General features: G+C 33.9%; 13 protein-coding genes. 3 read left to right on the forward strand and 10 right to left on the reverse strand.

The window, feature by feature from the left end:
• Positions 1-316 precede the first annotated feature (316 nt).
• Positions 317-862 carry a PepSY-associated TM helix domain-containing protein gene (locus B0A58_RS01970; protein ID WP_089079661.1) on the forward strand — a complete coding sequence of 182 codons (546 nt, stop codon included), beginning with the start codon at positions 317-319 and terminating at the stop codon, positions 860-862.
• 318 nt (positions 863-1,180) lie between these two features.
• The gene (locus B0A58_RS01975) at positions 1,181-3,679 is read left to right on the forward strand and encodes a DUF5686 family protein (RefSeq protein WP_089079662.1); all 2,499 of its coding nucleotides are present in this window, start codon (positions 1,181-1,183) and stop codon (positions 3,677-3,679) included.
• Between the two features lie 11 nt (positions 3,680-3,690).
• Here the strand turns inward: B0A58_RS01975 and B0A58_RS01980 are convergent, their stop codons facing one another.
• Entirely contained in the window at positions 3,691-4,746 is a 1,056-nt protein-coding gene (locus B0A58_RS01980; RefSeq protein ID WP_089079663.1) for a helix-turn-helix domain-containing protein, read from the reverse strand.
• Positions 4,747-4,888: 142 nt separating this feature from the next.
• On the opposite strand from B0A58_RS01980, the gene B0A58_RS01985 reads away from it, so the two are divergent.
• Positions 4,889-5,668: an amidohydrolase gene (locus B0A58_RS01985; protein WP_089079664.1), complete on the forward strand. Its 780-nt coding sequence runs from the start codon at positions 4,889-4,891 to the stop codon at positions 5,666-5,668.
• 43 nt (positions 5,669-5,711) lie between these two features.
• On the opposite strand, the gene B0A58_RS01990 is transcribed toward B0A58_RS01985, so the two are convergent.
• From B0A58_RS01990 to rsmA, 9 genes are all read right to left on the reverse strand, one after another.
• Positions 5,712-6,608, reverse strand: coding sequence for a DUF3078 domain-containing protein (locus tag B0A58_RS01990; RefSeq protein ID WP_089079665.1), 897 nt, complete (start codon positions 6,606-6,608; stop codon positions 5,712-5,714).
• A gap of 67 nt (positions 6,609-6,675) precedes the next feature.
• A complete protein-coding gene (locus tag B0A58_RS01995) occupies positions 6,676-7,182 on the reverse strand; it encodes a DUF2480 family protein (protein ID WP_014085438.1) in 507 nt (168 codons plus the stop codon).
• A gap of 14 nt (positions 7,183-7,196) precedes the next feature.
• A complete protein-coding gene (locus B0A58_RS02000; RefSeq protein WP_014085439.1) occupies positions 7,197-7,526 on the reverse strand; it encodes an SUF system Fe-S cluster assembly protein in 330 nt (109 codons plus the stop codon).
• Positions 7,527-7,542: 16 nt separating this feature from the next.
• On the reverse strand, positions 7,543-7,959 hold the full coding sequence (locus B0A58_RS02005; protein ID WP_089079666.1) for a SufE family protein: 417 nt from the start codon (positions 7,957-7,959) through the stop codon (positions 7,543-7,545).
• Positions 7,960-7,962: 3 nt separating this feature from the next.
• Complete coding sequence (locus B0A58_RS02010; protein WP_089079667.1) at positions 7,963-8,457, reverse strand: hypothetical protein; 495 nt, start codon at positions 8,455-8,457, stop codon at positions 7,963-7,965.
• 29 nt (positions 8,458-8,486) lie between these two features.
• Positions 8,487-9,701, reverse strand: a complete 1,215-nt coding sequence (locus B0A58_RS02015) for an aminotransferase class V-fold PLP-dependent enzyme (RefSeq protein ID WP_089079668.1) — start codon at positions 9,699-9,701, stop codon at positions 8,487-8,489.
• Positions 9,702-9,916: 215 nt separating this feature from the next.
• Entirely contained in the window at positions 9,917-11,734 is a 1,818-nt protein-coding gene (locus B0A58_RS02020; RefSeq protein WP_089079669.1) for a DUF4139 domain-containing protein, read from the reverse strand.
• Between the two features lie 63 nt (positions 11,735-11,797).
• Entirely contained in the window at positions 11,798-13,147 is a 1,350-nt protein-coding gene (mgtE, locus tag B0A58_RS02025) for a magnesium transporter (RefSeq protein WP_014085444.1), read from the reverse strand.
• Complete coding sequence (rsmA, locus tag B0A58_RS02030; protein ID WP_014085445.1) at positions 13,137-13,916, reverse strand: 16S rRNA (adenine(1518)-N(6)/adenine(1519)-N(6))-dimethyltransferase RsmA; 780 nt, start codon at positions 13,914-13,916, stop codon at positions 13,137-13,139. Before rsmA ends, mgtE begins: the two co-directional genes overlap by 11 nt.
• Positions 13,917-13,958: the final 42 nt, after the last annotated feature.

Raw genomic sequence — 13,958 nt, forward strand, 5'->3', positions numbered from 1 at the left:
CCTTTATCTTTTTGTTTTTAAAAAAAAAAAAAACAAAAAGGATATCGGCTCTATCGGGGCTAGACATGACGAATAGATTTCAAAAGACATTTTCTAAACAAAAATTTCAAAAAAAAGGTTTTACGACGTAATGTATTGGTTTCTTACAAATGTTTAATATTATAAAAAAACTATTCAAAAATGTAAACCATTAAGAAATTAAGGTAATTAAGACTTCATGAAACTTAATATCTTAATGGTTCGATAAAAATTTAATAAATTTTATTTAAACCATTGACATAAAATACCATCTATATATAAACTAAAAAATAAAACTATGGCAAAACTAACTGCCCGAAACATTCACCGAGATTTAGGCTACTTTTATGTAGGCCTGATCATTTCATTTGCATTTTCAGGTATTATGATGAACCACAGAGATATGTGGCATCCCGAAAAATATACCGTAGCAACCAAGTCAATAAAAGTAAACCTACCAAAAGACCAAAAAATAACCGAAAAATTTGCCGAAGACCTTGGCCAACAATTGGGCATTGAGGATAAATTTCGCCGTTACAAAGTAAAAGAAGATAAATTAAAAATATCCTTTGAAAAAAATGATGTCGAAATTGACTTAAAAACTGGCAAAGGCGAAATAGAAACATTTGTGAAAACACCAATTATCAGCCAGACCATGAAGTTGCACAAAAACACCTCCAACTGGTGGATTTACTACTCGGATATTTTTGGTATATCGTTGATAACCATTGCTATTTCGGGCATGCTGATGATTACCGTTGGCAAAAATACCTTTAGCAAACGGGGCTGGAAACTTGCCGCAGCAGGTTTGGTTATTCCGTTGTTGGTTGTATTGTTTGTCTAAATTTCGATCGATATTCATCTGAATATTAAATGCACAACATCAACAACTAAATCCTTGTCAAAATGAGGTAGATTGACAAGGATTTTTTATCACAGTTTGATTTATTCGTACCAAGTAAGCATCCGTATTTTAACCCATAGAAATCAATATATTCTATTGAAAATCAATTGTTTTCATTTCTATTTGTTCAAACCCGACATTCTACTTATTTGATTCAAAACCACAAAGGCAATTGTAAAAATTATTTAGCCACAACATTTAAAAAAAAACTTTTAATATAAACATAATTTTCTATTTTTGTTGAAAATTTGATTCTATATGTCGTTTAAAACTTATTGGTTTTTTATTGCTTTGATGCTATTAGCCCTGCCAATAAAAGCTCAAACAACATTTAAAGGCGTTGTAAAAGACGCATCTAGCCATGCTCCCATTCCGTTTGTGAGCATCAAAACAAACAATGGAATGTTTTATTTTACAGATGCCAAAGGCAAATTTTTGCTCACTATTTTGGATACCGTAACCACCATCCAAATTTCGAGGGTTGGTTTTGAAAGTCAAAAACTAGAAGTAAAGGCCCATCAATACTATAAAAACATCTATTTAAAACCATTTGATACAAATAAAGAAGCCTTATCCAAAAAAAATACAGCACAAAAAATCATAAAAAACGTTATTTTTTATAAAAAACATAATGATCCGTTGTTGCGATTTAAAACATTTGATTTTAAAACGTATAACAAAACTTTAGTTACAGCAACACCCGATTCGTTAAAAGGCAATATTGACAGTGTTTTTATTACCCGAAATGGATTTAAAATACTAACAAAAATAGATTCCTCCGACTATAAATTAAAACAAATTATTACAAAAAATCATTTGTTTTTATTAGAAAAATTATCGCTTTTTCAATATGCAAAAAATAATTTAAAAGAAACCATTTTAGACGCCAAAATGGCTGGATTCAAAAAACCATTGTATGAAATATTAGGTTTCAACTTACAATCTTTTTCGGTATATAACAACCACTACGAGTTAGCCGAAACCAAATACATTAGTCCATTATCAGACCATTTGTATAATGAATATGAATTTACACTATTAGACGAGGCATGGGTAGAAGGCCGAAAAACTGCCGTTATATATTTTAAAAACAAAAAAAAGAGTAAATCCAAGGGGTTAGAAGGGGTGCTTTATATAGACAAATCCAATTTTGGAGTAGCAAAAGCTGTTTTAGGAGTAGGTGGCATTTTGAACATTTCGGGGGTTCATGATTTTGAATATAGTGTTGAAAAAGACATTTGGTTTCCAAAACACAAAAAATTTATCATTACAAAAGGCAAAAACAACGAAGACATTCAAATTTTAGGTTTGAAAATTCATTTTGATAATAATGATATATTAGAAATGCCATCGCATGATAAAAAATTATCAGATTATTTGTATTTAATTTCAGAATCGAAAAATTTTGACATCCAAATAGACCAGCCCGTAAATATCAAACGCCCTTCTATTGCCATTCAGGCCAAGGAAGAACCAACAAAAGTGCATCGGCAATTGATGGACAGCCTTTGCATACAACATTTAGACGATAGAACCCCAAATACCTATCGGGTTTTGGACAGTTTGTCTGTCAAAAACAAATTAGAATCCCGAATAGCCATTGCCCGAAAATTTAGGTTTGGCTATTTGCCAATTGGGAAAATAGATGTGGATTTGAAAAAGATATTTACATTTAACAACCACGAAGGTTTGCGATTTGGTATTGGAGGTATGAGCAACGAAAAACTGTCGAGCCTTTATAAACTAGAGGGTTATACGGCTTATGGAACCAAAGATGGGGTGTTTAAATACCATCTTGGAAGTAGTGTTCGGGTTGGGAATTTTTCAAATTCATGGATTGGAATGTCCTATACAGATGATGTTCGAGAGCTGGGAAGTACCAAATTTTTAGTAGAAAAAACACCATTCAAAATATATGATGGAAGGCCCTTTAATATTACCAATTTTTATAACATTGTTAGTTTAAGAGCCTATATTGAAACTCGAATTATTCCAAAAACCGAAAGCGTTTGGGAAATATCACACAACATTATTGAGCCTAAATTCAACTATATGTTTGCCCATTTGGGTAGAGAATACCGCATTTTTAACCTAACAACGGCACAGGTTTCTATTCAATGGAATCCGTTTAGCGATTATATGCAAACGCCAATTGGTAGGTTTGAAATAGAAAAAAGGTTCCCAAAATTTACATTTCAATTGACCCAAACATTGCCAAAAATTATTGAAAACGATTTTGATTTTTTTAAAATAGATTTCAAATTTGATTATGAAAAAGAGTATCTGAACAAACAAAAAACGGGGCTGATACTAAATGCCGGACTAACGGTTGGCGATGTTCCAATAACCCATTTGTTTAACATGTTGCCCAACAATCCTACAAAAGACAATTTGTGGGAAAGACTAACAACGGCGGGTAAAAATAGTTTTGAAACAATGTTTTACAACGAATTTTTTTCGAGCAATTATGTTTTTTTACAAGCCAAACATGCTTTTGTCGATGTGCCGCTTTTTCAAAAAAAGAAACCTACCATTGTATTAGTATCAAGATTTGCTTACGGAAACATGAATCGCATGTCGCAACATATTGGACTTCCATTTAAAACACTCGAAAAAGGCTATTACGAATCGGGGATAGAAATCAATCAGCTTTACAAAGGATTTGGTTTGAGTGGATTTTATAGATATGGGCCATATCAGTTTGAAAATATCAAAGACAATTTGGCATTACGATTGACATTTGCAATCCAATTATAAATAAAAAAGTATTAATTATTTTGAGCATCGGTAATGCCTCTAACGGATTTGATGTATTCTGATGGCGTTACTCCTTCAAACTCTTTAAACACACGATTAAAAGTGGCCTGATATTCAAATCCAGCTGCGGTATATAAATCTTTTAACTTTCTGTTTTTCAATCCGTTATCTATTTCTTGTTTGACATATTCAATACGGTAGTAATTGACTAAGTTTTTGAAATTTTCGCCGTTTTGATTGATATTAATCGATTTTGAAATATAATTAATATTGGTTTGAAAATGTTCGGCTAAATCATTTAAAGAAAAATTAGGGTCTTTGTATGGTTTTTCTTTTTCTATATATTGTACAATATCTTTAAACAGAATAACAAAGTTGTCTGATTTAACAAACTCTGTTTTGTTTTTAGTTTGTAGTTTTCTGTTGTTTTTTCTGTGGTCTTGGTCATAATCAATTTCTGCCTCTACAAAATGTTTTTCTGTATTTTGCATTTTTTGGGTATCCGATTTTTTAAGTTCGCTATTTTTTTTGTAAATTTGGTTTAATTCTTTTTTAAAATGATAAACCAACAACATAAACAAAAATATGGTAAACAATTGTACAACATTCCAAATATAAACAGATTTTTGTGTAGTAAATACATTGATGGAATTGAAGCCAAAATATTGCACAAAATATTCTGAAGCATAAGGAGTTAGTGGCAATACAAATGCCAAAGCGATCAAATAGGTTACAGCATATCTGATATTAAAATTAAAAAACAATATAATTATCAAATTGATAAACCAAGCGTATTCTAATGGTAAAAAATTCCAAACCAACAAAATATCGGTTAAAAATAAGATGTTATAAAAAACAAACATAACCAAAATACCTTTTTTGCTGTTCATTTCTTTTACAATATAATAAATGATATTATTGCAAACTAAAGCTATAAAAACAGGAAAAGTATATTGCGATTGGCCAAATAAATATAGAAAAAAAATAAACGTAACAATATAAAAACTCACAATTAAAAAATGGAGTTTGATAAAGTTTTGAGCACTTTTGATATGTAAATTTAACATATATGTAGAGTTTACTTTTTTATTGGCGAAAATACAAATTATTTAATGAATAATCCAAATATTTATAAAACATGCCAATATCAGATAATAGGATTAAAAAATATACTATATATCAATAATAAATTACAATAAATGATAATAAATGAAAATAGCAGTAGTACAATTTGATATAATTTGGGAAAATAAAATCAAAAACATCAATAAATTAGAGGTCATTTTTTCTAAAATTTCTTCAAATACAAATCTTATCCTTTTGCCCGAAATGTTTACTACGGGTTTTTCGATGAATGCACAATTGCTGGCCGAAACCATGCAGGAACAAACCGTTTTATGGCTACAAAAAATGGCAAAACTACACCAAGCTGCCATTGCAGGTAGTATTCCTATACAAGAAAATGGCCTTTTTTACAACCGTTTTTTATTTGTTTTGCCATCGGGCAAAGTGCTATTTTATGATAAAAGGCATTTATTTACCTTGGCTGGCGAACATCAAATATATACTGCAGGTAGCCAGCCACAAATAATATTGTTCGAGGGTTTTAAAATTGCCCTTCAAGTTTGCTATGATTTGCGATTTCCTGTTTTTAGTCGGAACACTATGGGCTATGATGCCTTGTTGTATGTGGCCAATTGGCCAAATGCTAGAATTGCAGCATGGGATGCTTTGCTAAAAGCACGTGCTATCGAAAATATGGCTTATGTAATTGGAGTTAATCGGGTGGGTTCAGATGCTCATCAATTAGTATATCCTGGTCATTCTCAGTGTGTTGATTGTTTTGGCAACCTGATTTTGGCACCACAAACTACTGAAGGTTTTTTTGAATTTGAGCTGGACAAAAAAGCTTTAAACGAGGCCCGAAAAAAATTTCCGTTTTTGAACGACGGTGATACTTTTGTTGTTGATATACAAAAAAACCTTTAGCATATGAGGCTAAAGGTTTTGATATGATGTGGTGCAAAATGAATTAAAAACCATAATTGACTCCCAATCCAAATACTTCTCTGATTTGAAAAGCTCCAATAGTATTATCATCATAAATTGCTTGAAAAGCTAAATTTGTAGAAATATATTTATTGATTTTCATCACTAAATTCATATTATAATCTATATCAATATTTTGAGGTTTGTCTAAATAATTGGCATATAAACCTAAATTATTTTCAATCGTAACATTTTCCATCAAGGTAGTTTTATAATAAGCATTTACAGATGCTCCAAATTCAAATCTAGAGGATTTGCCTTGTGCTACACCAAAAGACGAACCATATTGTGTAAAATAAGAATCTACTAAAATTAAGCGTGAAGTAGCAGGTGCAATATTCACTTTCAAATTGTCAGATTTTTTCCATAGCATACCCGGACCTGCCTGAATATATGCTGGCGACATAAAGTGTGAATTTTTGACACCTGTTGGTTTTCCTGTTCCGTCTAAAAGGAATCCTGCATCAAACTGTGTTTTAAAATTTACAAATCCAGAATAAAACCAATATCCTGAGGCTTTTTTTCCAACAATAGAATTGATGATCAATCTGTCGTCTGTTTTTCTTACTAAATCTTCGCCTTTGATTTTTGTCAAACCGTAAGAAGCAATAAATTTGTTGTCCCACGATACGTCATCTTTTTTGTAATTCAAATCATAATTCAAACCAATATTGCCCGACATATTTGAAACACCACCTCCCGTCCAATCGTTATTAAAAGCTGATTGATTGAAAGTTAGGGTTAGCAATCCGCCTTTTTTCCAACCATTAGGTTTGGCATCGAGTTCTTTTTTGATTTTTTCTAAATCTTGAACCGTTCTTTCTTGTGCGTTTGAGCAAAGTCCTGATAATAAGACTATTGCATAAAAAATTTTCTTCATTATTGTTAATTATTATTTGCTACAAAAGTACAGATTCCATACGGATTGCCCAAAAGAATTAACATATTTATTTGCGTTTATACATGGGCACGGCCGAGCAAGCTTCGCCAAACATAATGCTCTTGGCCACAGTTTGTAAATTTTGTAGGGCTAAAATGTATGCTCCTTCTGGTACGGGTTTTTTGGAGCAACCTTTCAAAATCATGGGTTTATCTTGGTATTGTGTATAATCTAATTCATTTAAAATATCTTGATATATACTGGTTTCCAATGTTTCTAAGTTTCCCAAAACTATTTTTTTTGAAAAAGGCTGCAACTGAACGGCTACCAGCATACTGGCCCATTTTGGTATAATGGCATCTGTACTACATGTAATGGCCACAAAAGCATCTTGATAATTGCTCCAATTGTGTTGAGCAAGTGCCGTTCTAAATGCTTTTTCTTTTAGGATATACCCTTCAAAAAGCCATTGAGACAAATCGATGAGCTCCCGACGACCCGCTGGATAATAATCTTCTAAATCAAATACAACCAAGGCACTTTGAGCCACTTTGTTGAGTATTTCGTCTTCCATTTTTAAAAAAAAATTTACAACATTCCCAACTCAAGTTTGGCTTCTTCGCTCATTAAATCTTTGCTCCAAGGGGGGTCAAAAGTAATTTCTACTTCTACCTCGTGTATTTGATCTATCGTTTTTATTTTTTCCTCTACTTCTAATGGCAATGTTTCGGCCACAGGACAATTTGGCGAGGTTAAGGTCATCAAAATTTTTACATCAAATGCTTCATTTACCATTACATCATATATCAATCCTAATTCATAAATGTCCACTGGAATTTCTGGATCGTAAATGGTTTTTAATTTTTCTACTATCGATTCGCCTAACGAATAAGTATCTATCTTATTTTCTGTACTCATATTTTATTTGTTTCTTTTATTTTGAATTGTAAGCCAAAGCATACATTTTTATTTGTTTGATCATAGACAGCAATCCGTTGGCCCTTGTTGGCGAAAGGTGTTCTTTGAGTCCAATTTGATCGATAAAATCCAATTTTGCCTCTAAAATAGCTTGTGCCGATTGTCCTGAAAAAGTTCTTATCAATAACGCTACAATACCTTTTGTTAAAATAGCATCGCTATCGGCAGTAAAATAAATGATATGGTTTTCAATGGCTCCGTGCATCCAAACCTTTGATTGACAACCTTTTATTAAATTTTCATCTGTTTTTAATGATGCGTCTATCAATGGTAAGTTTTTTCCTAATTCAATAATGTATTCATACCGTTGCATCCAATCGTCAAACATTAAAAACTCTTCAACTATTTCTTCTTGTATTTTTTGTATTTCCATTTGTTATTGTTTATTATTTGAAAGCGAAATCATCAATGATACTACTTTTGACAAAGCAACAGGAGGATTTCCAGCATCAAAATCTTTTGAAGTATAAGTTTCATTTTCCAATGTTATAACAAATTTTCCAATGCCTGCACCATCATAAAATCGGGCTTGAGATGGAGCTTTGTAAGTAGCTATTTCATTGTATTGTAGCAATTTAACTTCACTTACAATGTTTTGCCAATCTGCATCTGATAGGGCAAAAATTTTAGGCTTTTCAAATTCGTCTCTCGAATTTACAATTTGTATGGATTGATTTGCTATTTCAATTTTAAAAAAACTTCCCCTTGAATTGGCCGTATAAACCAATTTAAAATCTTGCTGTTGTTGGGTTGCTGTTGCATTTGCAACAGGCTCTTTGGTAGTCATGGTGTTCTGGTTTGTTGCATTTGTACTTGTTGATTTGCAACTACAAACTAAAAAAGAAAATAATACAAAAGTTAGGGTTTTCATTTTTTTATCTATTAATAAAATTAGTATTCTTACTGCAACATTGTCATGGCTTTTTTAATAGCTGCAACCATCAAATCAATTTCGTCCTTGGTGTTATAAAATGCAAAACTAGCTCTGATGGTGCCTGGAATTTCAAAAAAATTCATAATGGGTTGTGCACAATGGTGCCCCGTTCTTACGGCTATACCAAGTTTATCAATAATTGTACCAATGTCATAAGGGTGAATTCCTTTGATATTAAACGAAATTACAGAGGCTTTTTCGGGCGTTGTGCCAAAAATTTGTAATCCTTCTATTTGAGTTAATGCTTGTGTAGCATAATCTAAAAGCATTTTTTCGTGAGCCGCAATGGCCTCAAAACCAATTTCGTTTAAATAATCGATGGCAACTCCCAATACGATGCCTCCAGCAATATTTGGAGTGCCTGCCTCTAGCCTATGAGGCAATGCTGCATATATTGTTTTTTCAAAGGTTACTTCCTTAATCATTTCGCCTCCTCCCTGAAAAGGTGCTAGTGCATTAAGGTGAACTTCTTTGCCATATAAAACTCCTGTTCCCGTTGGGCCACACATTTTATGTCCAGAAAAAACATAAAAATCGCAATCCAATGCAACAACGTTGGGCCTCAAATGAGGTACTGCCTGTGCTCCATCTACTAAAATTAAGGCCCCAACTTGATGGGCTTTTTGTGCCATATAGGCCACAGGATTGAGGGTGCCTAGTGCATTTGAAATATGATTTACGGCTACTAACTTGGTTTTGTCCGATAATAATTTTTCAAACTCCGACAAAATTAAAGCTCCGTTGGCATCCATTGGAATTACCTTTAGTACCGCTCCCGTTCGTTCGCAAAGCATTTGCCAAGGCACAATATTGCTATGATGTTCTAACGCCGAAACCAAAATTTCGTCCATGGGTTTTAGCCAATGGGCCATGCCGTTGGCTACTATATTGATGCTATGCGTGGTTCCAGAAGTCATTATTACTTCGTGTGGATGCAAGGCATTGAGGTGTTTTTGAATTTTTTGTCGTGCCAGTTCATAAGCGTCTGTTGCTTTTTGGCTCAAGGTATGCACCCCTCTGTGGATATTGGCATTGGTGTTTTCATAATAATGGGCAATGGACTCTATTACAACTCGAGGTTTTTGAGACGTAGCACCATTATCAAAATAAACCAATGGTTTGTTGTTTACTTGGGTGCCCAGAATTGGGAAATCGGCTCTTATTTTTTGAATATCAAACATCTCTTTATTTAGAATTTTTCTAAATACAAAAGTAATCAATTTGAATTATAAAAAAACGGTGTTTGTTTATATTTTTGTTAAAATTGATTACCTCTATTTTTTATGAAAACCAAAACCCACTTGAAGGTTATACCAAATATACATATAAAATATATTGGGCATTAATTTTCAAGTGGGTTTTGAAGGTTGTTTATCAAAAAAAATAATAATATATGCTACAAATTTTCAATAATTTTATCTTTTGGATATTTTACCTTGTAGCTAATTCTTATTTTCTTGCTTTCGCCAGCCTCTAGTTTGAGTTGCCATGTTAATATACCTGTTTCGGCATTGGTATTTGCTTTGCCATTTTCTAGCAATTCTATTGTAATGTCTTTGTCGGTACTGATAGGGTATTGGTCTTTGAGCAGCATGTTTATGGCTTCTTTTTTGTTGTTTTTTACCGTAAGGTCATACGTAAACATTTGTTCTTTGTAGCCAGAAAGGAATTTTGTCCCCGACTTGTCTGCTACTTTCTCTCGCTTGATGGCTATTTTTTTGTCTCTGCCCATGCTCAAATTCAGGGTGTCTGCGGTTTGGTTGGGGTTGATGGTTGTTTTGCCCACATACATTCCTTCAAAAATGATGTTGGCTTCGCCAGGCAACAAATTGAATTTAGAATAATCGCTAACCTCAGCTAATAAGAAGGCCTCTTTTTCTACTCTTGGTGCAGCATAATATTTGTAGGTTGCCGGAATTTTAAGGTCTTTCAGGGCTACACTATGGGCTTTGCCGTTGGATAAAATATCGTAAGGAATGTCTATATCAAACGAAATGTTGAGTTCTTGTTCTTCAATGGAGGTATAATCGTCACTATTTTTGGTGGTTATTTCAATCACACCATGGGCTGCTTCACTGCCATAAACCGAGGTTGCATTTTCCCCTTTGAGTACGTTCATGGATTTTATGGCATTTTGATTGATGCTTTGAATGGCTTCTTTAGAAATTATAGAACCGTTTACAACATACAAAGGTTCTTTTGAAGCGGCTCCTCTTATCATTATCTTTTTATCAATACCAGGAGCTCCAGAAGTATCACTTATTTGCACACCAGCTACTTGTCCTTGCAAAGATTGGATTACATTTGAAGTGCTATTCAAATAACCTTGTTTGTATGAATTACCATATTTCAAAAACCACGCATTCAAAATTGGGGCGGTATTGTTTTGGGTTGGGTTGCCGCTAGAAAGGGTTAATTTTACTTTTTTCCAGTCTATTCCTGTGTTTTGGGTTACTTTTGCTTTGTATTTTAGGTTGATTGCCGTGTTGATGTTGTCGGCACGCAAATCGTAAAACGGTTGCCACGACGCATTTGCAGTAAGGTAATTGATGTCAAAATTTACGGTGCTGGTCATGTCTGCCATAACTTGCAGTATCAATTTTCCTTGCGAGGCACTTTCTTCTTTTTGGGTGTTCAATTCCAGTTTGTTGTTCAATTTTTCAAGCCTCCAATTTGTTTTGGCTTCTTTTTCTTCAATGGAATGAATGGCATTTCGCAAGTCTCGATGTTTCAGGTTGTAGTAATCCACTAGTTTCATGAGTTCGGCAACGTTCAATCCTGTATTGGCTCCAGCCACATTTTGGTTTTTGTCTAGCAGTTCGATGCTTTTGGTATGGGCGGTTTTTTCCGTATCCAACTTACTCAATTCTTTCTGAAGTATTGCAATACTGTCTCGCACTTTTTTGATGGTTGGGTTGGTTTCGTCTATTTCAAACTCGGAAATATAATTTTTGGTAAATTGAACCGAAAGCACCGTAACATGGGCAGGCACACCAATTTGAATGGTGTTTTCATTAACATAATCGGCCACGTTTTTAACCACAATTTCACTCACCCCCATAGGCAAAGCTACTGATGTGGTGTGGTTTAGCTCGGCACCATTACTATAAACAGTTGCACTTTTGATTTTAGCGGTCGTAAAAATCGGTTTTTGAGCAAAAGAAACTGCCGAAATACCGATTAAGATTGCAAAAAGAATTTTTTTCATGGCCATACATTTTTAAGGTTTAAAAACATAGAGCCTTATTTGACACAAAAGGTTGGGACGAAACAATAATTAAAAATTCAAAATCAATTTAGCTATACTAAAATACAAAAAAATACCTATAACATCATTAGTAGTTGTGATAAAAGGCCCTGTTGCAATAGCAGGATCTATTTTATTTTTATGTAAAAAAAGAGGTACTAATGTTCCTAGCGTGGCTGCAAACAAAATAACAACAATAATAGAAATAGAAATAGCAATTCCTACTTGAATTTGACCAAACATAATGGTATGATAGCCTAAAAGGATCATCGAAATGATGGTTCCAGAAATCATTGCAACCGCAATTTCTTTGCTAAAATAATTACGACTAAATTCTTTTAGTGTGCCATTTGCCAATCCTTGTACCACAATGGCCGAGGCCTGTACCCCAATGTTGCCAGCAGTTGCCGAAAGCAAAGGAACAAATATAAACAGGGTAGTATATTTTTTAAAGGCGGCTTGGTTGTTGTCCAATACTTGCGAAGCTAGCAACTCGATAAGCATGCCCATCAAAAGCCAAGGGATTCGAGCTTTTGTGAGTTCTAAAATGCTGTCGTTTGTTTCAACGTCCTGCGTAATACCTGCTGCTAATTGATAATCTTTATCGGCCTCTTCTTTTATCACATCAATAATATCGTCAATCGTTATACGGCCTACGAGTCTGCCCAATTCATCTACTACGGGTATGGCTTCCAAATCATATTTTTGCATGATTCGTGCCACTTCTACATCTTTAGTATCTACGTTTACAAAATTCAATTTCGGAATATACACATCGGCAATTTGAGTTTTGGTAGATGTAGTCAATAAATCCTTCAACGATAGCCTCCCTTTGAGGCGGTTTTCATCATCAACCACATAAATCGAATGTACTTTTGAAACGTGTTCGGCCTGAATCCGCATTTCTTTCATACAGGTAATGACACTCCAGTTTTCATTGACTTTGACTAACTCTTTCCCCATCAATCCTCCTGCTGTATCTTCGTCATAACGCAACAATTCTACAATATCTTTGGCATGCTCTACGTCCAAAAGTTCCGAGATAACCTCGTGCTTCTTAGTTTGAGACAATTCGCCAATAATATCTGCCGCATCATCTGTATCCAACTCGTCCAACTCTTCGGCAATTTCTTTGGGCGACAAGCGTTTCAAAATGTTTTCTCGCAAATCGTCCTCTAGTTCCAAAAGTATTTCAGAGGTCACGTCTGACTCTAAAAGCCTAAAAATATAAGTAGCTTCGTCAAAATTCAATTCGTCTAAAACCTCGGCAATATCGGCATGATGCAAATCCGACAACAAAATTTCTAGTTCGTTATCGGCTTTATTTTCAATAAGTTGTTCTATCTGAACAATCAAATCTTTGCTTATTTTAAACTCCATCGGCTTCAATTTTTTGGGTTAAAGCTATAAATTCTGCAACACTCAATTGCTCCGGACGGCTATCCAAAAGGCTGTCTTCTCGCAATTTGTCCGACAAATTTAATGTTTTCAAACTATTTCGCAATGTTTTTCGTCGTTGTTGAAAAGCGGTTTTAACCACCGTAAAAAACAATTTTTCGCCACATGGCAAACTGTAATTGTCTTTTCGTATCAATCGTAATACACCCGATTTGACTTTTGGCGGCGGATTAAAAACGTGTTCATCTACCGTAAAAAGATAAGTTGCCTCATAAAAAGCCTGTACCAATACCGATAAAATACCATAAGCTTTGCTCCCTTTTTTCTCGCAAATCCGTTCGGCTACTTCTTTTTGAAACATACCCGAAAAGGCAGGTATTTGATTTCGATATTCTAACACCCTAAACACAATTTGAGTCGAAATATTATACGGAAAATTCCCAATAATTGCCCATTGTTTGTCTTCAAATATTTTTTGAATATTGTATTTCAAAAAGTCTTCCGATATTATTTTGCCTTTCAAGGCTGGGTATTTGGCATCCAAATACGTTACAGATTCTTTGTCTATTTCTATTACATAAGTTGTTATGGGCTTGGCTAACAAATATTTGGTCAAAACCCCCATACCTGGCCCTATTTCCAACACATGATCATAACCCTCCAATTCAAGAGTGTCGGCTATGGCTTGTGCAATGCTTTCGTCTTTTAAAAAATGTTGTCCGAGGTGTTTTTTGGCTTTTACTTGTTCCATGTTTTTTAGCCCAATGGGCAAAAATTGTTTGTTAATAAAAAA

This window comes from Flavobacterium branchiophilum NBRC 15030 = ATCC 35035, assembly GCF_002217205.1.
In the GTDB taxonomy this organism is placed as follows: Bacteria; Bacteroidota; Bacteroidia; order Flavobacteriales; family Flavobacteriaceae; genus Flavobacterium; species Flavobacterium branchiophilum.